This window comes from Bosea vestrisii (assembly GCF_030144325.1).
Lineage (GTDB): Bacteria > Pseudomonadota > Alphaproteobacteria > Rhizobiales > Beijerinckiaceae > Allobosea > Allobosea vestrisii_A.
Window position 1 is genome coordinate 5700040 of record NZ_CP126307.1, and the last position, 26483, is coordinate 5726522.

Annotated in this window: 27 protein-coding genes; 6 read left to right on the forward strand and 21 right to left on the reverse strand. The window is 66.8% G+C overall.

The window, feature by feature from the left end; all coding sequences use genetic code 11:
- Nucleotides 1-2 precede the first annotated feature (2 nt).
- Both QO058_RS28155 and QO058_RS28160 read right to left on the reverse strand, forming a co-directional pair.
- Nucleotides 3-632 (reverse strand): glutathione S-transferase family protein, encoded by a 630-nt coding sequence (locus QO058_RS28155; protein ID WP_284169517.1) that lies wholly within the window; start codon nucleotides 630-632, stop codon nucleotides 3-5.
- The gene (locus QO058_RS28160; RefSeq protein WP_284169519.1) at nucleotides 632-1825 is read right to left on the reverse strand and encodes a diaminopropionate ammonia-lyase; all 1194 of its coding nucleotides are present in this window, start codon (nucleotides 1823-1825) and stop codon (nucleotides 632-634) included. Before QO058_RS28160 ends, QO058_RS28155 begins: the two co-directional genes overlap by 1 nt.
- A gap of 104 nt (nucleotides 1826-1929) precedes the next feature.
- On the opposite strand from QO058_RS28160, the gene QO058_RS28165 reads away from it, so the two are divergent.
- On the forward strand, nucleotides 1930-2409 hold the full coding sequence (locus QO058_RS28165; protein ID WP_284169520.1) for an Lrp/AsnC family transcriptional regulator: 480 nt from the start codon (nucleotides 1930-1932) through the stop codon (nucleotides 2407-2409).
- 131 nt (nucleotides 2410-2540) lie between these two features.
- Here QO058_RS28165 and QO058_RS28170 read toward each other — a convergent pair whose 3' ends face one another.
- From QO058_RS28170 to QO058_RS28190, 5 genes are all read right to left on the reverse strand, one after another.
- The gene (locus tag QO058_RS28170; RefSeq protein ID WP_284169521.1) at nucleotides 2541-3434 is read right to left on the reverse strand and encodes a carbohydrate ABC transporter permease; all 894 of its coding nucleotides are present in this window, start codon (nucleotides 3432-3434) and stop codon (nucleotides 2541-2543) included.
- Entirely contained in the window at nucleotides 3431-4324 is an 894-nt protein-coding gene (locus QO058_RS28175; RefSeq protein WP_284169522.1) for a carbohydrate ABC transporter permease, read from the reverse strand. Before QO058_RS28175 ends, QO058_RS28170 begins: the two co-directional genes overlap by 4 nt.
- 112 nt (nucleotides 4325-4436) lie before the next feature.
- Nucleotides 4437-5717, reverse strand: coding sequence for an ABC transporter substrate-binding protein (locus QO058_RS28180; protein WP_284169523.1), 1281 nt, complete (start codon nucleotides 5715-5717; stop codon nucleotides 4437-4439).
- An 89-nt stretch (nucleotides 5718-5806) separates the two neighbouring features.
- Nucleotides 5807-7213, reverse strand: a complete 1407-nt coding sequence (locus tag QO058_RS28185; protein WP_284169525.1) for a class II fructose-bisphosphate aldolase — start codon at nucleotides 7211-7213, stop codon at nucleotides 5807-5809.
- Nucleotides 7214-7403: 190 nt separating this feature from the next.
- A complete protein-coding gene (locus tag QO058_RS28190) occupies nucleotides 7404-8318 on the reverse strand; it encodes a PfkB family carbohydrate kinase (protein ID WP_284169526.1) in 915 nt (304 codons plus the stop codon).
- A 286-nt stretch (nucleotides 8319-8604) separates the two neighbouring features.
- Between QO058_RS28190 and QO058_RS28195 the strand changes: the two genes are divergently transcribed.
- Nucleotides 8605-9375, forward strand: coding sequence for a DeoR/GlpR family DNA-binding transcription regulator (locus QO058_RS28195; RefSeq protein WP_284169527.1), 771 nt, complete (start codon nucleotides 8605-8607; stop codon nucleotides 9373-9375).
- Between the two features lie 103 nt (nucleotides 9376-9478).
- Here QO058_RS28195 and QO058_RS28200 read toward each other — a convergent pair whose 3' ends face one another.
- The 8 genes from QO058_RS28200 to QO058_RS28235 form a co-directional block, all read right to left on the reverse strand.
- Complete coding sequence (locus QO058_RS28200) at nucleotides 9479-9970, reverse strand: GAF domain-containing protein (protein WP_284169528.1); 492 nt, start codon at nucleotides 9968-9970, stop codon at nucleotides 9479-9481.
- A 374-nt stretch (nucleotides 9971-10344) separates the two neighbouring features.
- Complete coding sequence (locus QO058_RS28205; protein ID WP_284169529.1) at nucleotides 10345-11670, reverse strand: LLM class flavin-dependent oxidoreductase; 1326 nt, start codon at nucleotides 11668-11670, stop codon at nucleotides 10345-10347.
- A gap of 174 nt (nucleotides 11671-11844) precedes the next feature.
- Entirely contained in the window at nucleotides 11845-12840 is a 996-nt protein-coding gene (locus QO058_RS28210; protein WP_284169530.1) for a TRAP transporter substrate-binding protein, read from the reverse strand.
- A 47-nt stretch (nucleotides 12841-12887) separates the two neighbouring features.
- A complete protein-coding gene (locus QO058_RS28215; RefSeq protein WP_432212084.1) occupies nucleotides 12888-14132 on the reverse strand; it encodes a TRAP transporter large permease subunit in 1245 nt (414 codons plus the stop codon).
- Between the two features lie 35 nt (nucleotides 14133-14167).
- Nucleotides 14168-14713 (reverse strand): TRAP transporter small permease, encoded by a 546-nt coding sequence (locus tag QO058_RS28220; protein ID WP_284169532.1) that lies wholly within the window; start codon nucleotides 14711-14713, stop codon nucleotides 14168-14170.
- Complete coding sequence (locus tag QO058_RS28225; protein ID WP_284169534.1) at nucleotides 14710-15678, reverse strand: amidohydrolase family protein; 969 nt, start codon at nucleotides 15676-15678, stop codon at nucleotides 14710-14712. The genes QO058_RS28220 and QO058_RS28225 overlap by 4 nt, the downstream gene beginning before the upstream one ends.
- 129 nt (nucleotides 15679-15807) lie before the next feature.
- Nucleotides 15808-17241, reverse strand: a complete 1434-nt coding sequence (locus QO058_RS28230) for a flagellar biosynthesis protein FlgA (protein ID WP_284169535.1) — start codon at nucleotides 17239-17241, stop codon at nucleotides 15808-15810.
- Nucleotides 17242-17280: 39 nt separating this feature from the next.
- The gene (locus QO058_RS28235) at nucleotides 17281-17952 is read right to left on the reverse strand and encodes a cyclase family protein (protein ID WP_284169536.1); all 672 of its coding nucleotides are present in this window, start codon (nucleotides 17950-17952) and stop codon (nucleotides 17281-17283) included.
- Nucleotides 17953-18071: 119 nt separating this feature from the next.
- Here QO058_RS28235 and QO058_RS28240 point away from each other — a divergent pair, with 119 nt between their 5' ends.
- Complete coding sequence (locus QO058_RS28240; RefSeq protein ID WP_284169537.1) at nucleotides 18072-18806, forward strand: GntR family transcriptional regulator; 735 nt, start codon at nucleotides 18072-18074, stop codon at nucleotides 18804-18806.
- A gap of 7 nt (nucleotides 18807-18813) precedes the next feature.
- Here QO058_RS28240 and QO058_RS28245 read toward each other — a convergent pair whose 3' ends face one another.
- Genes QO058_RS28245 through QO058_RS28255 form a run of 3 tightly spaced genes read right to left on the reverse strand, consistent with a single transcriptional unit; the run spans nucleotide 18814 to nucleotide 21681 of the window.
- Nucleotides 18814-19698, reverse strand: a complete 885-nt coding sequence (locus tag QO058_RS28245) for an NAD(P)-dependent oxidoreductase (protein ID WP_284169538.1) — start codon at nucleotides 19696-19698, stop codon at nucleotides 18814-18816.
- The gene (locus tag QO058_RS28250) at nucleotides 19695-20477 is read right to left on the reverse strand and encodes an enoyl-CoA hydratase/isomerase family protein (protein ID WP_284169539.1); all 783 of its coding nucleotides are present in this window, start codon (nucleotides 20475-20477) and stop codon (nucleotides 19695-19697) included. The genes QO058_RS28245 and QO058_RS28250 overlap by 4 nt, the downstream gene beginning before the upstream one ends.
- Nucleotides 20478-20487: 10 nt before the next feature.
- Nucleotides 20488-21681: a CaiB/BaiF CoA transferase family protein gene (locus QO058_RS28255; RefSeq protein WP_284169540.1), complete on the reverse strand. Its 1194-nt coding sequence runs from the start codon at nucleotides 21679-21681 to the stop codon at nucleotides 20488-20490.
- A 219-nt stretch (nucleotides 21682-21900) separates the two neighbouring features.
- Between QO058_RS28255 and QO058_RS28260 the strand changes: the two genes are divergently transcribed.
- The 3 genes from QO058_RS28260 (at nucleotide 21901) to QO058_RS28270 (ending at nucleotide 23873) form a co-directional block, all read left to right on the forward strand.
- Nucleotides 21901-22728 (forward strand): phosphogluconate dehydrogenase C-terminal domain-containing protein, encoded by an 828-nt coding sequence (locus QO058_RS28260; protein WP_432211994.1) that lies wholly within the window; start codon nucleotides 21901-21903, stop codon nucleotides 22726-22728.
- Nucleotides 22729-22812: 84 nt separating this feature from the next.
- The gene (locus tag QO058_RS28265) at nucleotides 22813-23448 is read left to right on the forward strand and encodes a pyridoxamine 5'-phosphate oxidase family protein (RefSeq protein ID WP_284169543.1); all 636 of its coding nucleotides are present in this window, start codon (nucleotides 22813-22815) and stop codon (nucleotides 23446-23448) included.
- A 26-nt stretch (nucleotides 23449-23474) separates the two neighbouring features.
- A complete protein-coding gene (locus QO058_RS28270) occupies nucleotides 23475-23873 on the forward strand; it encodes a winged helix-turn-helix domain-containing protein (protein ID WP_284169544.1) in 399 nt (132 codons plus the stop codon).
- A gap of 4 nt (nucleotides 23874-23877) precedes the next feature.
- On the opposite strand, the gene modC is transcribed toward QO058_RS28270, so the two are convergent.
- From modC to modA, 3 genes are read right to left on the reverse strand one after another with little or no spacing between them, the layout of a single operon-like run.
- The gene (modC, locus tag QO058_RS28275) at nucleotides 23878-24969 is read right to left on the reverse strand and encodes a molybdenum ABC transporter ATP-binding protein (protein WP_284169545.1); all 1092 of its coding nucleotides are present in this window, start codon (nucleotides 24967-24969) and stop codon (nucleotides 23878-23880) included.
- Nucleotides 24966-25664 (reverse strand): molybdate ABC transporter permease subunit, encoded by a 699-nt coding sequence (gene modB / locus QO058_RS28280; protein WP_284169546.1) that lies wholly within the window; start codon nucleotides 25662-25664, stop codon nucleotides 24966-24968. Before modB ends, modC begins: the two co-directional genes overlap by 4 nt.
- 10 nt (nucleotides 25665-25674) lie before the next feature.
- Entirely contained in the window at nucleotides 25675-26481 is an 807-nt protein-coding gene (modA, locus tag QO058_RS28285) for a molybdate ABC transporter substrate-binding protein (protein WP_284169547.1), read from the reverse strand.
- Nucleotides 26482-26483: the final 2 nt, after the last annotated feature.

Here is a 26483-nt window from a genome sequence, read left to right on the forward strand (position 1 = left end):
GATCAGTCGTGTGTCTCGCCCTCATAGGGCGTGGCGCGCATCGACGGACGCTGGTTGAAACGGTCGTACCAGCCGGCGAGCCGCGGCGCCCGTGCGCGGAAATCCGGCAGGCGCCGGAAGCTGAGCCAGGCGAGGGCCGTCGCGAGCCCTATCTGGCCGACCGTGACCGGTCCGTCGAGATCGACCTGCGCTTCGAGATAGTCATAGGCTTCGACGAGCTTGGTCGACTGGCCTTCGGCGAGCGGCGGGTAACGCAAAGCCTCCGGCCGACGCTCCGTTTCCCAGCGCACGGCGATGCCGGCATCGCACAGGCCCTGCGCCAACGCCTGGAGCCGCAAGGCTTCGTAGCGTGTCGGCCCCTCGCGCGGAATCAGTGAGCCCGTGCCAGCGAGGCGGTCGAGATAGTCGCAGATCACCACGGAATCGAAGAGCGCGCCGGCATCCGGCGTCAGCAGAACCGGCACCTTGCCGAGCGGGTTTTGGGCGAAGACGGCATCGTTGCGATTGGTCGGGCTGGTCTCGTGATGAACGACATCGAGGCGATCGGCCAGCCCGAGCTCGTGGGCACAGACCAGCACCTTGCGGGCATAGGGCGAATGGCTCTGGTAGAGCAGGGTGAGCTTGTCCGACATCACGCCGTCCCGGCGACTTCAGCGGGCGTCAGGCCGACCAGCTCGGCATAGCGCTCCGGATCGGTCGCGCCCTCGGTGACGACGGCGAAGACGCGCGAAGAGGCGTTGAGCTTCAGCGCCGCGCGCGCCTGCGGATCGCGCAGTGCCGCGAGCAGCCCGGCGAAACCGGCCGCGCCGCTTTCGCCGGCGACGATGGCCGGGTCGCTGCCGGCCGGGCGCGCCAGCCGGTTCATCGCCTCGACCGCGACCGCATCCTCGACCGTCATGAAAGCATCGGCCGCGCGCGACAGCACGCGCCAGGCGAGCGGTGAGGGATCGTAGCATTCCAGCATCGCCATCACCGTCGGCGCGCCATGGGCGATCTTGGTTGGCCGCCCGGCGCGGACGCTCTCGAACAGGCAGGCGGCGCGGGCGGGATCGACCACGGTGAAGATCGGCCTGTCCTCGCCGAGCAGAAGCGACAGTTGCGCTGCGATCGCCGCAGCGATGCCGCCAACGCCGGCCTGGACGAAGACATGGGTCGGCGGCTCCGGCAGCTGGCGCAGCGCCTCGCGGATGATCGCGGTATAGCCCTGCATGACGAGGCCGGGGATGCGCTCATAACCGTCCCAGGAGGTGTCGGAGACGGTCGTCCAGCCGCGCTCATTGGCGACGCGGGCGGCTTCGATGATGGAATCGTCATAGGTGCCGTCGACGCGCACGATCTCGGCGCCGAAGCGGGCGATGGCCGCAGCGCGCGGTTCGCTGACGCCGCCATGCATGAAGATCACCGAGCGGGCGCCGACAAGCTGTGCGCCCTGCGCGACCGAGCGGCCGTGATTGCCGTCGGTGGCGCAGGCGAAGGTCATCTCGGCCGCTATCGCGAGAACCTCGGGCGAGGTCAGATCTGCTTCGTCGAGCGTGCGTCCGAGCCGCTCGGTTGCCGCTTCCAGCACCAGGCGCGTGACGGCATAGGCGCCGCCCAGCGCCTTGAAGCTGCCGAGGCCGAGCCGCTGGCCTTCGTCCTTGAGGTGCAGCGCGTTGATGCCGAGCTCAGCGGCGAGGCTGGGCAGGGCCCGCAGCGGCGTCGGCACATGCTCGGCTCGGCTTGCGAGGTGCCGTTCGATCGCGTCAGCCCCGGCGGGACCGAGCGTTTCCGCATCGACTGGATGGAGCGGCTGGCGGAAGTCCGGGAGCTGGTTGAGCAGGAACATGCTTGCCTCGTCGGGGGTGTCGAAGTGAAGAGATATTGCAAGAGCAGCGAAAAAGGCGCTGCAATCGCCCCTGGAGCTTGCAAGTTTATTTCATGGAGCCGCGCTTGAGCGAAGCGACCGCTGCCGGCCTCGACGCGTTCGACCGGGCCATCCTCGCCATCCTGCAGCAGGACAACACCACGCCGCAGCGTGTGATCGGCGAGAAGATCAACCTCTCGGCGCCGGCCGTGCAGCGCCGCATCCGCCGGATGGAGAAGGACGGTGTCATCACCGCCAATGTCGCGATCGTCGAGCCGGCGGCGCTCGGCCACCCGATCACCATCTTCGTCGAGATCGAACTGGTCAGCGAGACCGCGAAGGACATCGACGCCGCCAAGCGCGCCTTCCTCGCCGCGCCGGAGGTGCAGCAATGCTACTATGTCACCGGCGAGGTCGACTTCATGCTGGTCGTGCTGGTGCCGAGCATGACGGCCTATGAGGCGCTGACCCGCCGGCTCTTCTTCGCCGATGCCAATATCCGCAAGTTCCGCACCTTCGTCGCGATGGACCGGGTCAAGGCTGGGCTGACGGTGCCCGTGGGGTGACGCGCAGCACCCTTGCCGTCATGGTCGGGCCTGTCCCGACCATCCACGTCTTCCTTCGGCGGATGCGGTGTTCAAGACGTGGATGCTCGCCACAAGGGCGAGCATGACGAGATGGAACGGCGCCGGCGTTTTTATGACGTCAGAGCGCCCGCCGTCATACCCTGGACCATGAACTTCTGCAGGAAGATGAAGGCCATCACCAGAGGCAGGCTCGCCAGTACCGAGAAGGCCATCATCGTGTTCCAGTCGGTGACGAACTCGGCCATCAGGCTGTAGATCGCCATGGTCAGCACCCGGTTCTCCCAGGATTCGATCAGCACGACCGCGAACAGGAACTCGTTCCAGGCGAGCAGGAAGGTGTAGAGCCCGGCGCCGATGAAGGCGGGATAGGACATCGGCACCAGCGTGCGGAAGATCGCGCCCAGCCGCGAGCAACCGTCGACCATCGCCGCCTCCTCGATGTCGCGCGGGATGTTGATGAAGTAGCTGCGCAGCATCAGGATGCAGAAGGGCAAGGTGAAGGTCAGGTAGACCACGATCAGCGAGGTCCGGGTGTCGTAGAGCCCGAGCGTGATGAAGATCCGGAAATAGGGGATGCAGAGCAGCACCAGCGGAAACATCTGCGTGGTGATCAGGAACATCAGCACCGCGCGCTGGCCGGCGAACTTGAAGCGCGCCAGCGCATAGGCTGCCATCGCCCCGAGGACGAGCGAGAGCGCGGTCACGACCAGCGAGACCACCATCGTGTTGAGGAAGACGACGAGATAGCGCTTGCTCGCGAAGATCTTGCGATAGCCCTCCAGCGTGAACACTTGCGGCAGCCATTCCGGCGGCATCCGCATCACCTCGATGTTCGGACGCACCGAGACCGTCAGCATCCAGGCGAGCGGGAAGAACACGATCGCGATCGCGACCAGCAGCATGAGGTAGGCGGCAAGGTTGATCAGGCGCTCGCGGCCGCGCGTACCGATCCGGCCGAGATAGGGGCGCGGGTGCGCAGCGGCGCCGGGCAGGGCGACAGTCATTGCTGATTGCTCATGGTTCGGCGGACATAGATGGCGCTGACGATGAAGAGCACGATGAACATGACCACAGCCTCGGCCGAGGCGTAGCCGAATTTCAGCTTCTGGAAGCCGTCGAAATAGATCGCCGTCGCCAGAACCTCGGAAGAATGGGCCGGCCCGCCGCCCGTCATCACATAGACCGGGTCGAAGGCGCGGAAGGTCCAGATCGAGTCGAGCAGCACGATCGTGGTGATGACGCTGCGCAGTTGCGGCAGGGTGATGTGCCAGAACTGCCGGAACAGCGAGGCGCCGTCGATCTCGGCGGCTTCGTAGAGTTGCTTCGGGATCGCCTGCAGGCCGGCGAGCAGCATCACCATGAAGAAGGGGAAGGCGCGCCAGACGTTCATCGCCGTCACCGAGCCCAGCGCCGTCGAGGGGTCGCCGAGCCAGGAGATGGTGGAGTTGGTGTCGATGATCCCAAGCGAGGCCAGCAGTCCGTTGAGCACGCCGAAGGGCTGCAGCATCAGCACCCAGATCATGCCGGCGACGGTCGGCGCCAGCAGCCAGGGCACGATCAGGAGGCCGCGCGCGACGGTGCGGAAGGCCGGGTCGAGATTCATGTTGAGCAGCAGCGCGAGGCCGAGCCCGATCACCAGATGCAGCAGGACGCTGAAAAAGGTGAAAACGACGGTCTGCCAGAAGGCGCGCCAGAACAGTGGGTCGTTGGCAAGCGCGATATAGTTGCCGAAGCCGACCCAGACCTCGCGTTGCAGGTTGCTGTCGTGGAAGCTCAGGCGGACCACGTCGATCAGCGGATAGATCAGCAGCGCGACGAGGATCAGCAGCGACGGCCACAGGAACGACGCGGCCAGCAGTTCCTCGCGGTATTTGCGTTTGAGCGTCAGCAGCATGACTCGCCGATCGTTGCGGGGCGGCCGCGCCGTCTTGCGGGCGGCCGGTCCTGCGCGAGGGGGAGGAGCCGGCCGGAGGAAAGCTCCGGCCGGAGACTATGATGTCAGCTGGTCACTTGGCCGCCGACAGGACCTTGTTCCATTCGGCGGCAGCGTCATCCAGCGCCTGCTTGGCGGTCTTCTTGCCTTGCACTGCGTTCTGGATCTCGGTGCTCATCACCTTGTTCATCTGAACGGCGTTGGGCATCGACAGGAACGGCGATTGTGCGTTCGGCTGCGCCATCTGCGTGACGAAGGCCTGGAAGAGCTTGCGCTCCTTGAACCAGTCTTGGTTCGAGACGTCGGTGCGCGCCGGGAAGCCGCCGGTGCCCTTCGCCCACATCTCGATGCCCTTCGGGCCCGAGAGCCAGCGCATGAAGGTCCAGGCTGCGTCCTTATCCTGCGCCTGGCTGCTGATGGTGTTGAGCGAGCCGCGTACCATGGTGCCGGTGCTCTTGCCCTTGGGCAGCGGCGCGATGTCGTAGTTGAGGTTCGGGTTGAGCTGCTTCTGGATGGCGACGCCCCACGGCCCTTCGAACATCATCGCGACGTTGCCGGAGGCGAAATTGGCGCGCTTCTCCTTCTCGCCATTGCTCAGCACGCCCGGCACCGAGACTTTGTCCTTGTTGACGCGATCGATGTACCACTCGATCGCGGCGACGCCCTCGGGGCTGTTGAACACGGCCTTGTTGGTGGCTGCGTCCATGATCGTCGCGCCGCTCTGCAGCAGCAGCGGGTAGATGTCGTAGGTCATGTTGGTCGGCGGCTCGGCCTGGAGCGTGCCGGTGACCGCGAACTGGCGCTTGTCGGGAATGGTCAGCTTGCGTGAGTATTCCGCGAACTCGTCCCAGGTCTTGGGCGGGCCGGAGAGGCCGGCGGCCTTGAACAGGTCCGTGTTCCAGAACAGCGCGACCGCGCCGCTCTCGATCGGCAGGTAGTACTGCTTGCCCTTCCACTTGGCGTGGAAGGTCTCAGGGATGTTCGAGAAGAACTCCTTCGGCTCCTTGGCGATGCGGCTGTCGAGCGGCTCGATCATGCCGAGATCGGCGAACTCGGCGACCCAGTCGACCTGGACCAGCAGCACATCCGGCAGCTTCTTGGCCTGGTGCAGCACGATGGCGCGGTCATGGAAGCCGGTGAACGGCGAGTCGACCGGCGTCAGCTTGATATCGGGATGGTCCTTCTCGAAGGCGGCCTTGAGCTCGCCCATGAACTTCTCGCCGACCTCGGTGCCTTTCCACTGGCCCCAGCGGACTTCTTTCTGCTGGGCAAGTGCGAGCGTCGGCAGGCTGGTCATCGCGGCGAGCGTCATCGCGGCGAGTTTCAGCAAGGAAGACCTGCGATGCTGATCCATATGCGTTTCCTCCCGTTGGTTGTCCCTTTGGCAGTCTTCTTGGTCAGCGGCGCATCCGTCGTTGCGGGCGCCGGAACAGGCTTAGGCTTTCAGGCGGCGCGAGCTTTCCGCAGGGCCTCGGGCACCGGTGGTGCGACCTTGACCAGCGTGGTGTTCTCGTCGACCAGTCTGCTCGTCCCGCCGACATTCATCCAGGTGAACATGTTGCGGAACATCTCCTGGAGCGAGGCCATGATCGCGGTCTCTGCCTCCTTCGGCATCTCCCAGAATGGCTTCTTCATTACCTTCCAGGATTTCTTGCGGGTATTGTAGAAGAACTGCGCATCGGTCTCGCTCGCCCCTTTCTCGGAAAGGTGGTTGGCGAAGGTGTACTCCCGGATCTGGTCCCTCAGTGCCTGTGGCAGGGCCGGGTGGTCGAAGATCAGGTTGTTGAAGCCCAGCGCGAGATGGACCTCGACCGCCTCCGCCTTGGGGAGCTTGGCGAGCTGCGTGCCGGGGAGAGTGGAAGCGCCATGCTGGACCGCGCCGGCCATGTTGTAATCCTTGCGGCAAATGGTCGAGATCGTCTTCAGCAGCTCGTAGTCGACATTCACCTCTGCGAGCGTGCCATCCGGCAGGACCTTGCCGCCGTGATAGGTGCCGGAGTTGATCGAGATCTTGCTGACGATCGGCAGCTTGGCGCTGCGCTTGGCCATTTCCTCGAGATAGACGCTCATGAAGGCGCGCAGCTCTTCCGGCGTGGTGTTCTCGTGGCCGACCTCGCCGATCTCGGCGCCGAGCGAGATCGAGACGCCCTTGGGCTCGATGCCCCGGACGAACTCGGTGAAATGCGCGGTCAGCTCCGCGTTGACGCGCTGCTGGTCCTCGACCGTCGCCAGCGACAGGTCGACCACCGTCGAGGCGTCGATGTCGATGCTGTACATGCCGGCCGCGACCTGCTCGCGCATGATGTTTTCGAGCTTGCGGACTTCGGCCTTCGGATCGGCGAGATAGGCCTTGGCGTTGATCTGGTCGTGGTCGGCCTGGAGGAAGACCGGGCCGGTGTGACCCTCGCGCAGCGCTGCGGCGAGCACCGCCGCGGCGTACTCCAGCGGCGGTTGCTGGGCATAGAGCGCCTCGCCCACCGCCTGCTCGAAGATGAAGAGCTTGGAATCGAGTTCCCTGCCGGCGCGGAAGACGGCGCGGCAGGTGTGATAGCTCCAGCCGCGCAGGTTCATCGCCGGCACCGTCTTGCCCGACCATTTGCCGGCGGCGCAGGCGAGATAGAGCTCCTGGACCGATGCCGGCACGATGCCGGCGGCATGGGCCGCCTCGCGGATCGCCCAGATCGCCACCGCGCGGGTTTCCGGCTCGGCCAGTGCCGCCGTCTGCGCCCAGCGGTCGATCATCGTCTCGGGGGGCCGCTTGCTTTTGCTGAAGTCGGGTGAGGGACCGGAAAGATCGACACCGATCGTCTTGAGGTCGTCGGTCAGCTCAGCGAGCGAGGCGCATGCCATGGGTCATACCTTCGAAAACGGCTTCGAAACGGAGAGCATCGGCGGGCTTCCGGGCCTCCGGCGAGGCTGGTCGGACCGCTGCCTCGTCACGTTCGCAATCAATGCATGGGGTTTTCGTTATCGCAAGTAATATTATCGTTTTCGCGCATTGCAGCATAGATCATGTTGCAATGCGTAATCGATCCGGACTTCAATTCGGATACGTTTCGCCGCTCGTCAGCAGGGCCTGGACGGCGGCGCGATCAGGCATGCCGTCCCAGCCATTGCCACGCTCGGCCTTGAGCGCCGCCACGGCCGCCGCCAGGCGCGCCGCCTCGACGGGGCTTTGTCCTTCGCAGAGGCCGAGCGCGTAGGCGCCATGGAAGACGTCGCCGCAGCCAGTCGTATCCTTCGCCGCGACCTTGAACGCGGGGACGCTGACGAGATCGCCGCCGATCAGCCAGAGGCTGCCGGCGCTGCCGCGCGTCACGGCGAAGACCTTGTCGGAGCCGTTGGCGCAGCGCCGCAGCAACTCCTCCGCCGGGCCATCGCCGGCGAAATCGCGCAGGCCCTCGGCCGAGAACACGATGTTGTCGGCCTTGGCGATCAGTCGGCGATTATCCTCCGGCGTGCCACCGTCGACATCGAGGACGCTCGGAATGCCCGCCTCATGGGCGCGGTCGAGCACGACCGCCGCGGCAGCCGGCCAGCGCGTATCGGCCAGCACGGAGCCCGCCTGGGCAAGCCCGTCCTTCGGCAGCACGCTCGCATCCTGCGAGAGGCTGCGCCGGTTCGAGACGATGCTGCGTTCGCCGCGCCGGTCGACCAGGACGATTGCCCGCAGCGTGCGTCCCTCCGGCAGGATGGCGACGCCGCTGCAGTCGACGCCATGGCCGCGCAGCAGGCGCAGGCCGGTTTCGCCAGCCGCGTCGGCGCCGACGCGGCCCCAATACGCGGCCTCACCGCCGAGATGGCAGATCGCCACCGCCGCGGTCGCCGCCGGTCCGCCGAAGCGCTCGGCATAACCCAGCACGCCGGTCTTGATGCCGGCCGAGGGCAGGGCTTCGACCTCGAAGACTTCGTCCTGGACGAGGTTGCCGACGCAGACGATCCGGCGGCCGCTCATGCCCGGCATCCCTTGCCGGGACGGGCGATCGATTGGATGAGGCGCGCATGGCGGCGTATCCGCCGGCTCCCTGGCCGCGTGGTCAGCATGTTTCGTCCCGCCGGATCTGGTTCTCTGTCGTGCCGGCAGGATCCGGTTGCGCGGCGGCGCGATGATGCCTTACGCTTTCACTTTCGCAACACCATTTTCGCAAACGCGCATTGCGTCCAGAGAACCCGTAGTCGTAGAGACATTCGACCAATCGGGCTAAGAAGCCGCCCGGATTCGGCTCTGAAGCAGGCCTGCCATGGAACCGCTGAGCAAACGTCACGCCGACATCCTCGATATCCTCGGCAAACGCGGCTATGTCGCGATCGAGGAGATCGTTTCCGCCTTCAACGTCACGCCGCAGACGGTACGGCGCGATCTGCAGGATCTTGCCGATCGCGGCCTGCTGCGGCGCCACCACGGCGGCGCCAGCGCCAATCTCTCGACCGCGAACACCGATTACGGTCTGCGGGTCATCGAGACGGCGATCGAGAAAGCCGCGATGGCGCAGGCCGCCGCCGAGCTGGTGACGCCGGGCAGTTCGCTGTTCATCACGCCTGGCACGACCATGGACGCGCTCGCCAAGGCAATCGCCGAGCGCCGCCCGCGCGGCCTGCGCGTCGTCACCAACAGCACGGCAGCGGCGGCTGTCCTCGACAAATGCCCGGACATCTCGATCCTGATCACCGGTGGACACTGGCTCGGGCCGAACCGCGCCTGCGGCGGCATGCACGCTGCCGCCTTCATCGAGAACTATCGCTGCGACCTGCACATGACGAGCATTGGCGGCATCGACGCGGCCGGGAACCTGCTCGAATATCGCGATGACGAGGCCGTGGTCGGGCGGACCATGCTGCGCAATGCGCGGCGCTCGGTGCTGCTTGCCGACCATACCAAATTCAGCCGGGCCGCCATGTCCCGCCTGGCGCATCTCAGCGAGATCTCGACCCTGGTCACCGATCGGCAGCCGGCTGCCGCGACCACCCAGATGATCCGCGATGCCCGCTGCGAGCTGATCGTAGCCGGCTGATCACGCTGAGCCGCTCCGGTTCATGCTCGGGCATGGATCCCGGATCTTCGCTTCGCTCCGTCCGGGATGACCTCGGAAAAAGGCCATCGATGAAATCGGAAGGTCAGAAGCGGTCGCTGGCTTCGAGATAGAGGCTGGCGATCGCTTCGATGCCGGCCTGGTCGTCGGCGTCGAAGCGGCCGGGCTCCGGACTGTCGAGATCGATCACGCCGATGACCTCGCCGTTACGGATCAGCGGCACGACCAGCTCCGAGCGCGAGGCGGCGTCACAGGCGATATGGCCGGGGAAGGCGTGCACGTCCTCCACCAGCATCGTTTCGCGCCGGGCGACCGCCGTGCCGCAGACGCCGCGCCCGACCGGGATGCGCACGCAGGCCGGCTTGCCCTGGAAAGGGCCGAGCACCAATTCGCCGCCGCGCATCAGGTAGAAGCCGGCCCAATTGAGAGTCGGCATCGCATCGTAGAGCAGCGCCGAGAGATTGGCGGCGTTGGCGATCGCGTCGCGCTCGCCATGCAGCAGGCCTTCGAGTTGCTGGACGAGCTCACTGTAGAAGCCAGGCTTATCGCTGGCCGAGATCGTCACCGCCTGGAACATCGTTGCCTCCGTAAAGTCGAGGCTGGATATGCGCCGCCTGAGCGGATTTTGCGAGGGCTATGACCGGCCCGGAGCGGCGATCAGCTACGCGTCCAAAGCAGGAAGGCGGAGAGCCGCCGCAGCTGCCGCTTGGTGAAATAAAGGACGTAGATCATCGTGCGTCTCCGAGTTGGGAGCCCACGACAGCAGCGTGGCGCTTTTAGCTTTGGTGACGCGGTGCAAGCTGCTCCGGCAAATCCCGCGACCGGCCCGCATCGCTGCGGTTCGATGTTCAGATCATTCGCAATCGCCGCTCCCGGGTCAATGAAACGGCTTTTCAAAGATCTGATGACAGTCGCTACATTCCTCCACAGTGACGGCCGGCCGGGGAATGTTCAGGCGAAATGCCGGTTGGCCGGCCTCGGCAGGCCGAGATGGTCGCGCAGCGTCGGCCCCTGATACTCCCGGCGGAACAGGCCGCGACGCTGCAATTCGGGCACGACCTTGTCGACGAAGTCGTCGAGCCCCTCCGGCAGATAGGGGAACATCACGTTGAAACCGTCGCTCCCGCGCTCGACTAGCCATTGCTCCATCTCGTCGGCGATCGTCTTCGGCGTACCAACGAAGGCGAGCCCGCCATAGCCGCCGAGCCGCTGCGCAAGCTGGCGGACGGTCAGGTTCTCGCGGCGGGCGAGCGCGATCGTCCGCTCGCGCCCGCTCTTGCTCTGGTTGGTGTCCGGGATCTCGGGCAGCGGCGCATCCGGATCCAAGCCGGTGGCGTCATGGCCGAGCGCGATCGAAAGTGATGCGATCGCGCTGTCATAGTGCACGAAGGAATCGAGCAGGGCCCGCTTTTCGCGCGCTTCATCGACCGTCTCGCCGACGACGGTCAGCACGCCAGGCAGGATCTTGAGATGGTCGGGGTTCCGGCCGATCGCCTCCATTCGTCCCTTCACATCGGCGTAGAAGGCCTGGCCGGCCGCGAGCGTGCCATGCGCCGCGAACACGACCTCGGCCGTCTCGGCGGCGAGCTGCCGGCCAGGCTCGGAGGCGCCGGCCTGGACGATCACCGGCCAACCCTGCGGCGGCCTTGCGATGTTGAGCGGCCCGCGCACCGAGAGATGCTCGCCCTTGTGATCGAGCCGTCGCATTTTGTCCGGGTCAAAATAAATCCCGCTGTCGCGGTCCCGGATGAAGGCGTCGTCGGCGAATGAATCCCACAGCCCGGTGACGACATCGTAGAACTCGCGCGCCCGGTCATAGCGCTCGCCATGGTCGACATGGGCGTCGAGGCCGAAATTCAGCGCCGCGTCCGGGTTCGATGTGGTGACGATGTTCCAGCCGGCGCGGCCGCCGCTGATATGGTCGAGCGAGGCGAAGCGCCGGGCGATGTGATAGGGCGCATCGAAAGTGGTCGAGGCGGTAGCGACGAGGCCGATGCGCTCGGTTGCGCCGGCGAGGGCCGAGAGCAGGGTGAACGGCTCGAACGAAGTCACCGTATGGCTGCGCTTCAGCGCCTCGACCGGCATGTTCAGCACGGCGAGATGGTCGGCCATGAAGAAGGCGTCGAACTTGCCGGCCTCCAGCTTCTGCGCGAAGCGCTTCAGGTGGCCGAAGTTGAAATTGGCATCCGGATAGGCGCCGGGATAACGCCAGGCGCCGGTATGGATGCTGACGGGGCGCATGAATGCCCCGAGATGAAGCTGGCGCGCGGTCGTCATGGCTGGCCTCGGCAGGCGGTTGCTCAGAGCATGCTGAGCTATGCCTGCCTTGGTCGTCGCGCCATGGCACCGCCAAAAAGCCAAGAACCATCTCTCGAACCGGCTGCCGATGGATGAAATTGCCTGCGGCAGCCGGTTTCGAAAGTGCGATAAATCTATCGCTGGAAATGGCGATCAGACCGCGGCCTTCTTGATCGCATCCAGCACGTCGCTGCCGTACTTGCCGACGAACTCCTTCTCGACCTCGGCCGTGACGATCTTGGCGAAGGAGTCGCGATCGGGCGCCTCGACCGCCTGCATGCCGGCCTTCTTCAGCTCGGTGAGGCTCGAGCCTTCGGTGTCCTCGTTCATCTGGCGCTGGATGCCGGCGATCTCCACCGCGATGGTAGGGAGCATCGCCTGGATATCGGCCGGCATCGCGTCGAACTTGGTCTTGTTCATCACCAGCGGGCCGGTGGTGAAGGCGTGGCGCGTCAGTGAGAGATGCTTCTGCACCTCGTTGAACTTGGCGTTGAGGATCAGCGTCACCGGGTTCTCCTGGCCGTCGACCGTGCCGGTTTCCAGTGCGGTGAAGAGCTCGGTGAAGGCCATCGGGGTCGGGATCGCGCCGAGCAGCTGGAACGCCTTGATATGGGCCGGGTTCGGCGTGGTGCGGATCTTCAGGCCCTTGAGGTCAGCAGCGGTCGCGACGGGACGGCGGTTATTGGTCAGGTTGCGCCAGCCGATCTCCCAGGTCGCGAGCGCCTTGAGGTTCGAGCCTTCGAGCTCCTTGCGCAGGCCGTCGCCGATCGGGCCGTCCATCACCGCGGCGGCGTGCTTGCGGCTCTGGATCAGGAAGGGCAGGTCGAGCACGTTGAGCTTGGGCGCGAGGCCGGTGAAGAACGGGTTGCCGGTCAGGCAGATGTCGAGCGAGCCGCCGCGTACCGCGCTGATCGTCTGCGCGTCCGAGCCGAGCGCGCCGTTTGCGAAAACCTGGACCTCGTAGCGGCCCAGGCTCTTGGCCTTGACCTGCTCGGCGAAGAGCAGCGCCGCCTTGTGCCAGCTGTCGACTTCCGGGTGCGGATGCGCGAAGCGCAGCTTCGTTGCCTGCGCCAGGGCCGGGCGGCCGATGGCGAAGAGGGCGATGCCGGCGCTGGCGCCGGTGAGCGCGGTCCTGCGGGTGATGGTCATGAGCGTGTCCTCCCTTTTTTCGTTGTCTGTCAGGCGGTTGCGGCGCGTCAGCGCCCGTAGAACCAGCGCGCCGGTACGGTGACGATCTCCGGCACCAGGATCAGCAGCAGAAGCACGGCGACCTGCGCCAGCAGGAAGGGCATGACGCCGCGGACGACCTTGTCCATCGGGATGCGGCCGACGGCGCAGACGACGTTCAGCACGACGCCGACCGGCGGGGTCAGCAGGCCGATGGCGTTGTTGATGATGAACATCACCCCGAAATAGACCGGGTCAATGCCCGCCTGCTTGACGATCGGCATCAGAACCGGTGTCAGGATCAGCACCGTCGGGATGAAGTCGAGCGCCGTGCCGACGACGATGACGAGGAACATCATCGCGAACATCAGCAGCGTCTTCGATTCGATCAGCGGGCCGAGCAGGCTTGCAACCTGGCTCGGGATGTCGGCGATGGTGATCAGCCAGGCCGAGACCATTGCCGCCGCGACCAGGAACATCACTGCGGCCGAGGTCTTGAGGGCGCTGAGCAAGGCCGGGCGCAGATGCTCGAATTTCAGCTCGCGATAGACAAAGCCGCCGACGAAACCGGCATAGACCGCGGCGACGACCGCAGCCTCGGTCGGTGTAAAGGCGCCCCCCTTCATGCCGCCGATGATCAGGAAGGGCAGGCCGAGTGCCCAGAGGCCGTCGAGCGCCGATCGCCCGACCTCGCGCACGCTGGCGCGCTGGGGGCGAGCCGCCGGCTCGCCGCGCGCGACGATGTACCAGGTGATGACCAGCGCCAGCCCCATCAGCAGGCCCGGCACTATTCCGGCGAGGAAGAGGCGGGTGATCGAAACGCCTGCGGCGACGCCGAAAACGACGAAGCCGATCGAGGGCGGGATCACCGGGGCGATGATGCCGCCGGCCGAGATCAGCCCGGCGGCGCGCGGCAGATTGTAGCCGGCCTGCTTCATCATCGGCAGCAGGATCGCGGCGAGCGCGGCGGTGTCGGCGACGGCCGAGCCCGAGATGCTCGCCATGACCAGCGCCGCCAGCACCGCGACATAGCCGAGCCCGCCGCGGACATGGCCGACCAGCGTCACCGCCAGCGCGATGATCCGGCGCGACAGGCCGCCGGCATTCATCAGCTCGCCGGCGAGCATGAAGAAGGGTACCGCCATCAGCGGGAAGGAATCGGCGCCGCCGATCAAGTTCTGCGCCAGGATCTGCGAGTCGAAAGTGCCGAGCTGCAGCATCAGCGCGACGCCGCAGACCAGCAGCGCCATCGCGATCGGCATGCCGAGCGCCATCGCGCCGATCAGCGAGCCCAGGAAGATGAAGACGGTCACGAGCGCTTCTCCGCCGCCTGCTGGTTCTCGAAGGCGGTGAGCTCTTCCGATTCCGCCCCGACGACGAGTTCGTCATCCGGCATGCGGCCGGTCAGGAGCCGCGCCAGCGCGATCAGGTTGAGCGCGCCGATGCCGATGCCGCCGACCAGACCGGCGAGATAGGTCACGGCGACGGGCACGCCGGTGACCGGCTGGTGGTTCTCGACATTGATCGAGGCCTGCTGCCAGCAGCCGACGACCAGCATTCCCATGCAGAGCAGCGACAGCGCTTCGACGGCGAGCCGGCACCACCAGCGGCCATTGCGGCCGAGCATGGTGACGACGGTGGTCATGCCGAGATGCTGGCCGTCCTTCGCCACCAGGAAGGCGCCGCCGAAGGTCAGCCAGACGAAGATCAGGCGCGACAGCTCCTCCGAGGAGATGATGCCGGAGCTGAAGCCGTAACGCAGCACGACATTGCCGAAGACCATGGCGATCATCACGACGAAGCCCGCGATGAGCAGGTCCTCGGTGAGCCGCAGGAGCAGGCCGCGTAGTCTCATGAGGCGGTTTCCTCGGCTGCGAGCCCATACCAGCGCGCGGCGTTGTCATGGAACAGGGCAAGGCGTTCAGCCGCCGGCCGCTCATGGACCGCGGCCTTGAACACGTCGAAGATCGTGCCGAACGAGGCGCAGAGGCTGTCGACCGGGAAATTGCTGGCGAAGGCGCAGCGCTCGGCGCCGAAGGCTTCGATCACGCCCACTATCACCGGCGCCTGCAAGTCCAGCGTCCAGTCCTGGCCGGGCATGCCGATGCCGGAGATCTTGGCGACGACATTGGGTTCGCGTGCGAGACGGTCGAGAGCGATGCGCCAGGCGGATAGGCCCTCGGCGCTGCGGTCGGCCGGCAGGCCGGCATGGTTCAGGATGATGGTCGTCGCCGGGAAGTCGCGGGCGAGCTCGGCGGCCTCATCGAGGTGCCACCACGGCGTCTGCAGGTCGAAGCTCAGTCCGGCCCCGGCCAGCAGCGCATAACCGTTGCGCCACTTTTGATCGCGCATCGAGCCAGGCGCGGCGAAGCCGGGACGATGCTCCCCGCGAGCAATGGCCTTGGGCTTGTGCCGGACGCTGCGGACCAGAGGCAGGTTGCGATAGGCCGTGACGAGCTCACCGACATCCTCGCGGTCGAGCCAGATCTGGCCGATCGCCGCGCTCGGCAGGCTGTGCTCGCGAGCGACATCGCTGGCCCAGCGCATCTCGCCGACGGGATCGCGCGGGTCCCATTCGCCTTCCATCAGCACGCTGCCGACGACGAGATGGCCCTCGGTGACGCGGCGATAATCGGCCGGCATGAAGTCGCGCTTGATCGCGCTGTAGTCGCCATAGCGAAAGGCGACTGTGTGGTCGCTCAGCCAGGGGTGATAATTGCGTGCGAGGTCGAAGAAATGGTGGTGGGCGTCGATGATCGGCAGATCGTCATCGACGCCGGAGGCGAGGAAGCGGGCGCGCTGGTCGGAACTCGCAACCATGGTTCAGCTCCGCAGCAGCGGAAGGCTGACGTGATTCAAGCTGTGCCCGGCCGGTCCGGTGCTCGCGCCCGTCATCCCTGCCTCCCGATCGTTTCCTCAGCATCGCCGTTTCCGATTAGGTTCAGGCGATTATTGTATGCTGCATACAGAATGTTGCAGCGAAGTCAAAAGCGCGCCGGGGTTGAACAGCGCGTCCTGCTCACGGCGCAGGCGAACCAGCGTCGTGCTCTCGTCAAGCGCGATGTCGGCGCAAGTCACTACGGCGCCGCGCGCCACCTTGCGCACCATTGGCCGCCCGGAGGTGAGGTAGTAGGGGACGGGCTCGCTCGGCCCGAGCGGGCGGGCGGGGGTCAATTGCGGCTCCAACCCCTCGATGACATGACGATAGCCCATGATCAGCGTCTCGCCCGGTTCGAGATCGCGGCTCGCCCGCGCCGTCAGGTCGACGCGCGGCAGGACCTCGGCGCCGCCGGTCGACTGGCCAAGCAGGGCGGCCGACAGCGCCGACATCGGCGCTTCCGCCCCGAGCAGATGCACTGGATTGTGCAGCAGGACATAGCGGCCGTCCGGCGAGCACGGGATGCCCTTGCCGGCAAAGAGCTTGCCGGTGGCGATATCAGGCGTCTCGGCGATGACGAAGACGCCGCCGGCGAAGGAAAGCTCGTCCGGCCGGCGCAGGCAGTTGAACATGTCGACGCGGCCCGTGCCGGAGAGCAGGCCGCCCTCGGCCGCCGGCCGGAACAGGCTCGGCAGTTCGGTGGTGCGCGCGATCGGTGCATGCATCGCCGCGACGTCCGGCATCAGCCCGGTATGGTTGGCGACGATGCCCATCTCGCAGAGGTCGGGCACGGTGGCGCGCGGGAAGGGCAATCTGGCGCGGGCGTCGAGCAAGGCGAGCGGGTCGCTGCCGAGCTTGCCGAAAGCCCCGGCGAAATCAGCGGCCGGCACAGCTTTTTCCCAAGCGGTGACCGTGCCGGCCTCCGAATCCCAGACAAAGTCGGACTCGGATGACTTGCCGGCGGCGACGATCGGCAGGCCGAGCACGCGGGCCCAGCCGATCAGCCCGATCAGCAGGCTCGGCTGGTCGCCGTCGACCGGGGTATGCACGACGCCGTTCTGCCTGGCGCGATGCGCCAGGATCGGGCCGATGATGCATTCGGCCTCCTTGGTCACCATGACGAGATGGCGGCCGGCCTCAATCGCCGCGAGCGCGGTCATCGCGGCGCCTTCCGGATCGCCAGTCGCCTCGACGACGACGTCGACGGCAAGTCCTTCGAGATGGGCGGCATCGCCGATCAGCGCGACCAGTCCGCGTTCGAGCGCAGCCTTGGCCTCGGCGGCGCTATGGCAGGCGATGATCTCGCCTTCGGTCAGGCCGCCGGCGAGCGCCGCCTTGCGCGCGCGGCCGATGTCGAGGTCGCAGACGACGCGCGGCTCGATATGCGGGGCGCGTCGGGCTTGGCCGATGAAGCTCGCGCCGAACTCCCCGGCGCCGACCAGGGCGGCGGAGATCATACGATCGGGAGCGCTGGGCTTCAGCGCGAACAGGTTCTCGATATTCACTAGGGAAGCTTTCGTTTGGATGGGGCAGGGCGGGAGCCGTCAGACGGCCAGGCCCTCGATGGCGTAGATGCGGGCGGGGGCGCCGTCGGCGTTCGGGATGAGCAGCGGCGCCGCCGAGAACAGGTTGCGCGGCGCCTTCAGCTTGCTGGTGTTGACGACGTATTCGATCAGCGTGACGCCATGGCTGAGCAGGATGTGATGCGTCACATGTTCGGGCTTGGGCACTTCCTTGCCTTCGAGCAGCAGCCGGATCGGATAGTCCTGCGGGAAGTCGAAGGCGACGGCGGTCGGCTTGCGCTCCGCCAGCCACTGCGCCGCTTCCAGCGTCAGCCAGGGCGCCTCGGTCCAGAAGCTCTTGTCCTGATAGTCGCGTCGGTCGTTCCATTGGGTGGCGAGCAGCAGGATTTCGCCCTCGGCGCCGCCGGGATCGGCCGCAGCGAGATGCTCGGGGCCGATGGGTTCGTTGGCCGGCCGCCCGCTCAGGTCGAGCACGCGGCAGGGGCCGACCACCTGGCTGAGCGGTGTCGTCTCGATCGTCGGCGCGCCGGCGACGAAATGCGCGGCGGCGTCGACATGCGAGAAGCCATGGCAGGGGCCGTTGATCTTGGACACCCGGAACTGGTCGCCCGCGGCGATGTCGCCCTTGATCGAAAGCTCCACCGGCCAGCGGAAATGCGGCGCGATCGGCATGGAGAGGTCGACGATGTTCATGGCGATGTCCCGAACACGGAAGGGGATGCCGGTTGCCCGGCGGCTCCGTTCTAGGTGCCTGAATTCTTGTATGCAAGAATTTTTCGACAGCGAGCCGGGCGCGCGATATACAGGGAGCCATGGATAGCCCGGCCGATACGACCCCACTCGCAGCGCTTCTCGCCCAGTTGCCGCAGCCTCAGCCGGGGCGGCGCAAGGGCGCCCTGCATGGCAGCACGGTCGCGCAATTGCGCAATCTGATCGTCACGGGGGCGCTGGCGCCTGGCGCCAAGCTGAACGAGCGCGAACTCTGCCTGCAGCTCGGCGTCTCGCGCACGCCGGTTCGCGAGGCGATCAAGACGCTGACTCAGGATGGCCTGCTACGCGCGCTGCCGAACAAGTCGTCCGTCGTCGCCGAGCTCGATGTCGGCGAGATCGAGGCGCTGATCGACGTCGTCTCGACGATCGAGGGGCTGGCCGGGGAACTCGCCGCGGCCCGCGTCAGCGACGAGGCCGTCGCCGAGATCGGCATGCTGCACTACCGGATGCTGCTGCATCACACGCGCGACGAGCTGCCCGGCTATTTCGAGGCCAACAAGGCCTTCCATCGCCGCATCGTCGAGCTATCCGGCAATCCTGTCCTGCTTTGGATCTGGGAGCTGCTGGCGCTCAGGGTCGACCGTGCCCGGTATTCGTCGAATCTCTGGCCGAAGCGCTGGAAGATGGCGATCCAGGAGCACGAGCAGATCCTGGCGGCGCTCACCGCCGGCGATGCCGCGCTGGCGAGACATCGCTTGAGCGAGCATGTCCGCAACGGCCTATCAGGCCTTGTCGCGGCCCTGAAGGACAAGGCGGTCAGGCCGGACAGCGCCTGATTGCTGGTCAGTGCGGCGCCTGATCCGCCTCCGGCAGCACCTTGAGCACCGCGATCGCGTCGAGCTCGCTATGGCCCTGCGCGATCAGTATCCGGTAAAGCGTCGTCGCCTGCGCCACCATCGGCATGGCCAGATGCTGCTCGCGCCCGGCCTCCATCAGCATTTCGAGGTCCTTCAGCACCTGCCTGGCATAGCCCTTTGGTGCGAAGTCGCGCGCGACCATGCGCGGCATCATCGCCTGCAGCACCGCCGAATTGCCGAGGCCCGGCGCCAATGCCGCCGGGATCTTGTCGGCATCGACGCCATAGGCTTCGGCGAGCCGCAGCGATTCCGCCACCACGACGTAGTTGGTCAGGCACAGCGCCTGGTTGACCAGCTTGGTCGCCTGGCCGGCGCCGACCGCGCCCATATGGGTGAAGAGGCCGAGGCTCTCGGCCAGCGGCCGCACCGCCGCGATCGCCTCCGGCGTGCCGCCGGCCATGATCGCGAGCTTGCCTGCCTCCGCCGCGGGCGGGCCGCCCGAGACGGGCGCATCGATGAAGCCGATGCCAGCCTCCGCCAGCGCCGCCGCGAGCGCCTTGGTCACGCCGATCTCGGTGGTCGAGAAATCGATGACGATCGCGCCGGGTTGCGGCTTGGCCGAGAGGATGCCGCCTTCGCCGCTGATCACGGCCTGCACCGCCTTGGTGGTGGTCACCGCGATGCAGACCAGGTTGGCGCGCTCGGCGACCTCGGCCGGGGAGGCGGCGAGTACGACGCCTATCGCTTCCGCTTCCGCCCGGCGGGCCGGGTCGAGATCATAGCCGACGACCGTGCGGCCGGTCGCGATCAGGCGCTTGCAGAAGCCCGCGCCCATCAGCCCGAGACCGATGAAGCCGATGGTCTCGCTCATTTGCCCTGCCAGTTCGGCGTGCGCTTGCCGAGGAAGGCTTCCATGCCCTCGCGGAAATCGGCGCTGGTGTAGCAGAGGGTGACGAGGTCATCGCCGTCGATATCGGCGCTCGCCGCTGCCGTGAGTCGGCGCAGCGCCTCCTTGGTCGCGCGCATCGTCAGCGGCGCATGGCCGCGGATCGTTTCCGCCAGCTCCTTCACCCGCGCCATCAGCGCCGCATGGTCGGCGACGAGCTCGTTGTAGAGGCCGACGCGATGGCCTTCCTCGGCCTCGACCAGCCTGGCGGTGAAGATGATGTCCTTGACCCGGGCCGGGCCGAGCAGGCTGGCGAGGCGGGCATAGTTCGCCATCGACAGGCAGTTGCCGAGCGTGCGCGCCACAGGGAAGCCGAAGCGGGCCGATTGCGTCGCGATCCGAAGGTCGCAGGCGCAGGCGATCGCCGCACCGCCGCCGGTGACCGCGCCGGCGATCGCCGCAATGGTCGGTACCGGGCAGCTTTCGATCGCGGTGATCACCCGCTCGATCCGGTTCTCATAGGCGAGGGCGTCCTCCGCCGTCTTGAACTCGCGGAACTGGGCGATGTCGGTGCCGGCCGCGAAGGCTTTGTCGCCAGCGCCGGTGACGACGAACACTTTCGGTGCGCCGTGCTTTCCTGGATTGCCGAGGATTTCGGCCAGCCCTTCATACATGGCGAAGGTCAGCGCATTGCGTGCCTGCGGCCGGTTGAGCGTCACCGTGCCGATCCCGTCGGCGACGTCGTAGAGAATCTCGTCGTTCATTGGATGCCTTTCAGATGGCGCCTTCGGCCTTGAGGCCGGCGATCGCCGCTTCATCGAAACCGAGCTCGGCGAGGATTTCGTGGTTATGGTCGCCGGCATCCGGTGTCGGCGTCGCGATGCTGGCCGGCGTGCGCGAAAGGCTGACCGGCTCGCCGACGACGCGGATGTCGCCGAGCTTGGGATGGTGGACCGGCTGCGCGATGCCGAGATGCTGGACCTGCGGGTCGTCGAAGACGGCATCGACCGCATAGATAGGCCCGGCCGGCACGGAGGCGGCCTCGAATGCCGCGAGCCAATCGGCGCTGTCCCGTGTGGACATGATCTCCTCGAGCAGCACGCGCAATTCAGGGCGTGCCGCGAAGCGCTTCTCCATATTGTCATAACGCGGATCGGTCGTGAGCTCCGGCCTGCCGAGCGCGCCGCAGAAGGAGCGCCAGTGTCCCTCGGCGCCGACGCCGAGATTGATATGGCCGTCGCGCGTCGCATAGACGCCCATTGGCGTCGCATAGGGATGGTCGTTGCCGGCCTGCGGCGGCACCTTGCCCTCGACCAGATAGCGCGCAACCTGGAAGTCCATCATGCCGATCTGGGCTTCGAGCAGCGAGGTCTGCACCCATTGCCCCTTGCCCGAGACGGCGCGCTCCTGCAGCGCCACCAGCGCGCCGATCGCGCCATAGAGCCCGGCGGCGGAATCGGCGACGGCGATGCCGGCGCGCACCGGTCCCTGGCCGGGCAGGCCGGTGACCGACATCATCCCGCCCATGCCCTGGGCGATCTGGTCGAAGCCGGCGCGCAGGCGATAGGGCCCGCTCTGGCCGAAGCCCGAGATCGAGACCAGGATCAGCCGCGGATTGAGCGCATGCAGCGTCTCGAAATCGAGGCCGAGCCGCTGCTTCACATCGGGCCGGAAATTCTCGACCAGGAGGTCGGCGTCGGCGATCAGCTTGCGCAGGATCGCCTTGGCCGGCTCCTTCTTCAGGTTGAGCGTGAGCGAACGCTTGTTCCGGTGCAGGTTCTGCATGTCGTAGCCATGCCGCGGCCCGCTCATGTTCTCGTTCGGGTCGATACCCGGCGGGCTTTCGATTTTGATCACGTCGGCGCCGAAATCAGCGAAGATGCGGGCGCAGGTCGGCCCGGCGCGCACGCGCGTCAGATCGAGCACGCGCAGGCGTTCGAGGGCGGTGGACGGCGTCGGGCGAGGCATGATGATCCGGATGCGTGACAGGGGCGCCGACTATCCTGTCATCGTCTGAGGGCGTCAATCTTAAGTGCCATCTTGCATGCAAGATCGGCAGGAGAACCATGCGCCAGCCGGACAACGGGCGTACGCAAGCAGTAGGGCAGCGGCGTTGACGTCCAGCTGGAAGCTTTGCGAGCTTGTCGCGCAGAGTCGGCAACGGACGCGAGAACCGGGAGGATGACGATGACGGTGGTCGCACTGTTCGGTGCCGGCGGCAAGATGGGCATGCGGCTCGGCCGCAATCTCGCCCGCTCGCGCTTCGAGACGCGCCATGTCGAGATCAGCCCGGCCGGCCAGGACCGCATCCGCGACGCCTTCGGCGCCGCCTGCATCGAGCCGGACACCGCCATCAAAGGAGCTGAGGTCGTGATCCTGGCGGTGCCTGACACCGCCGTCGGCGCGGTGGCCGCCGGCCTCGTGCCGAAGCTGGCGGCCGGGACGATCGTCGTCATCCTCGACGCCGCGGCGCCCCATGCCGGTCATCTGCCTGAGCGGGCCGACATCACCTATTTCGTCACCCATCCCTGCCATCCGCCGATCTTCAACGACGAGACCGAGGAGGCGGCGCGGGCCGATCATTTCGGCGGCATCGCCGCCAAGCAGCACATCGTCAACGCGCTGATGCAGGGGCCGGAGGCGCACTACGCGCTCGGCGAGGAGGTTGCGCGGGCGATCTGGGCGCCGGTGATGCGCTCGCACCGCGTCACCGTCGAGCAGATGGCGATCCTCGAACCAGGTCTCTCGGAAACTGTCTGCGCCACGCTGCTCGACGCGATGCGTGAGGCGATGGAGGAGGCGATCGCCCGCGGCGTGCCGCGCGAGGCCGCGCGCGACTTTCTGCTCGGCCATATGAACATCCTGGCGGCGGTGACTTTCGGCGAGGTGCAGGGCGTGTTCTCCGACGCCTGCAACAAGGCGATCGTCTTCGGCAAGGAGACGATCCTCCGACCCGACTGGAAGCGCCTGTTCGAGCCGGATGAGATCGCCGACAGCGTGCGGCGCATTACCTGAGGTTGTTCACCGAGGCTTCGGCCGACTCCGAAGCCGTGATATGCGTCTTTCGCCGGCTAGGCCGGCATGCCTTTGGAGAACCAGATGAGCGCGATCAGCGAGAGGCCGGGCACGACGGTCGACGATGCAGCCCAACTGCGCGCACTCGTCGGCGAAGAGTCTCTGGTCGTGCAGAAGAAGGTGCTCGACCGGCTCGATCGATTCTGCCGCGACTTCATCGCGCTCTTGCCCTTTCTCGTGCTGGCAACCGCCGACCGTGAGGGCGGGGTGGATGCCAGTCCGCGCGGTGACGGGCCCGGCTTCGTCCAGGTGCTCGACGAGCGGACGCTGCTGATCCCCGACCGGCGCGGCAACAACCGGATCGATTCCTTCCGCAATGTGCTGAGCGCGCCCGGCGTCGGCCTCGTCTTCTTCGTGCCGGGGATCACCGAGACGCTGCGCGTCAATGGACGGGCGCGGATGACCACCGACGCCGCGCTGCTGGAACCCCTGGCTATGCAGGAGAAGGCACCGAAGCTCGGCCTGATCGTCGATGTCGACGAAGCCTATTTCCATTGCGGCAAGGCGCTGCTCCGCTCGAAGCTCTGGGCTCAGGAGGCGCAGGTCGAGCGCTCGAGCTTCCCGACGCTCGGCCGCATCGTTGCCGAGCAGACCAAGGCGGTCGATGCCGCCGAAGCCGACGCCAATCTCGAAGAGGCTTACCGCTTGCGGCTCTATTGAGCGCGCGCGGCCGCGGAGGGCTGGGCATGTCTAAGGCTGACCAGCCCTTGCCGGCGACGCGCTTCAGCTTTCGGCTCGACTTCACGCCGGGCGGACGCCTAGGCCCTGGTAAGGTCCAGCTTCTGGAGGCGATCGGCGAGACCGGCTCGATCTCGGCTGCCGGCCGCTCGATGAAGATGTCCTATCGGCGCGCCTGGCTGCTGGTCGACGATCTCAACCGCATCTTCCGCGCGCCGCTGGTCGAGGCTCAGCCCGGCGGGGCCAAGGGCGGCGGCGCGCATCTGACTCCGCTCGGCCGGGAGATCGTCGCGAATTATCGCGCCATCGAGGCGAAGACTCTGGAAGCTGCAGCGGCCGAGATCGCGGCGCTGCGGGAGGCGGTCTCGCCCACGGCTCCCGCGCGCGAGCCCGGCAAGAAGGCCTGAGCGCTCACGGCGTATCGATCGAGACGCTCTTGATCACCGCATAGACCGGGCTGCCGGGAGCCAGGCGCAATTGCACGGCCGATTTCACGGTGAGGCGGGCGAGCAGGCCGGCGCCGTTGCAGTCGAGCCTCACTTCGAGCGCTCCGCCATCGCCTTGCCGATCGCCGATCGCTGAAACACGTCCCGGCAGGACATTGAGCGCGCTGATCCCGTCGAGCGGCTTGAGGCTGAGCATCACGTCGCTGGCGAGGATGCGCACGCGCAGCGCCGTCCCTTCCGGCACCTTGCGTCGGGCGATCTGCAACGGCCCAGCCGCCGTCTCCAGGATCGTCAGGCCATGTTCTGGCTCGTGCCGCAGGACACGTGCCTCGAGGATGGCGCCGGCTTCCGGCGCGGCTGAGAGGATCGGCACGTCGGGGCGGGACATTAGCTCAGCCGTCGGCCCGCTCATCGACACCTTGCCCTGGTCGAGAATGACGAGATGGGTGGCGAGCCGCGCGACCTCGGCAATCGAATGCGAGACATAGACGATCGGGATGCCGAAGCCGTCGCGCAGGCGTTCGATATAAGGAAGGATTTCGGCCTTTCGCTCCTCGTCCAGCGAGGCGAGCGGCTCGTCCATCAGCAGCAAGCGCGGCTTGGCGAGCAAGGCCCGCCCGATCGCGACGCGCTGCTTCTCGCCGCCGGAGAGCGCCCCCGGCTGCCTTTGCAGCAGGTGGCCGATGCCGAGCAGGTCGAGCACATCGTCGAGCTTGCTGCCGCCATCCTCCGCCTTCGGCGCGAACCAGCGGCCATAGAGCAGGTTCTGGCGCACCGAGAGATGCGGGAAGAGCCGCGCTTCCTGGAAGACATAGCCGATGCGGCGCTTGTGCTTCGGCACGAAGATGCCAGCGGAGCTGTCGACCATCACCCGTCCGTCGATGACGACGCGGCCGGCCTGCGGCCGGATCAGGCCGGAGATCACATTGACGAGCGAGGTCTTGCCCGAGCCAGAGCGCCCGAACAACGCCGTCAGGCGCCCATCCGAGGCAAACCCAGCATCGAGCGCGAAGGCGCCCAATCGATGTGAAACGGAAACCTCGATGACCGCGCTCATTCGACGGCGATCCGCCGGCCGACCAGCCGCGCCAGGAATTCCGAGGCGAACAGTGCCGCGACCGAGATCGCGATCGAGATCAGGGTGAGCCGCATCGCCCCGGCATCGCCGTTGGGTACCTGGGTGAAGGTGTAGATCGCCGAGGGCAGGGTCTGCGTCTCGCCGGGGATGTTGGAGACGAAGGTGATGGTCGCGCCGAACTCGCCCATCGCCTTGGCGAAGCACAGGATCATGCCGGCAAGGATGCCGGGCAAGGCAAGCGGCAGCGTCACCGTCAGGAACACCCAGAACGGGCCGGCGCCCAGCGTGCCCGCCGCATCCTCGAGCTTGCGGTCGATCGCTTCGATCGAGAGCCGGATCGCCCGGACCATCAGAGGAAAGCCCATGACGGCGCAGGCGAGCGCCGCGCCCGTCCAGCGGAAGGACAGGACGATGCCGAACCAGTCATAGAGGAGCTGGCCGATCGGCCCACGCCGGCCGAAGCCGATCAGCAGGAGATAGCCGGTGACGACCGGCGGCAGGATCAATGGCAGGTGGATGACGGCGTCGAGCAGCGACTTGCCCCAGAAGCGCCCGCGCGCCAGCAGCCACGCGACGGCGAGCCCCAGAGGCAGGCTCGCCAGCATCGCAGTGGTCGCGACGATCAGGCTGAGGCGGACGGCCGTCCATTCCTCCGGCGTCAGCCAGGCGCTCACGAGAAACCCCTCAGGAGGACGAGGCGGGCTTGTTCAGGACCGTGAAGCCCTGCTTCTCGAAGCTGGCCTTGGCGCCGTTGCCGCGCAGATAGGTGAGGAAGCCCTGCGCATCGGGATTGGCGGAATCCTTGGTGATGGCGACCGGGTAGATGATCGGCGGGTGGGTGTCCTCAGGGAAGGTTGCGATCACCTTGACCTTCGGGTCGGCGGCGGCGTCGGTGGTGTAGACGATGCCGAGCGGCGCCTCGCCGCGCGAGACCAGGAGCAGCGCGGCGCGGACATTGTCGCTCTGCGCGATCTTGTCCTTGACCTTGTCCCAGCCGCCCAGCTTCTCCAGCGCCGCCTTGCCGTATTTGCCGGCCGGCACCGAATCGACATTGCCCATGGCGAGCCGGCTTGAGCCGAGCGCGGCGGAGAGGTCGACCCCTGGCGCCAGCATCACTGTGGTCGTGGCATCGGCGGGGGCGATCAGCGCGATCCGGTTGGCGAGCAGGCTTACGCGGCTCTCCTTGATAATCAGGTTTTTCTGCTGGGCGTAGTCCATCCAGTCGAGATCGGCCGAGAGGAAGAGATCGGCCGGCGCACCGCTTTCGAGCTGCTTCGCCAGCGCGTTGCTTGCCGCATAGGAGATTTTCGGCGCCGGCTTGCCGCTTTCCTTGACCCAGTTGGCCGCGGCCTCGTCGAGCGCGTTCTTCAGGCTCGCGGCGGCGAAGATCACCAGTTCCTTGCCCTGGGCGAAGGCCGGGCCGGTGAAGGAGGTGACGCCGATCAGCAGCACGGCGGTGAAACCGAGAACATGGCGGCGGTTCGATGGCATGT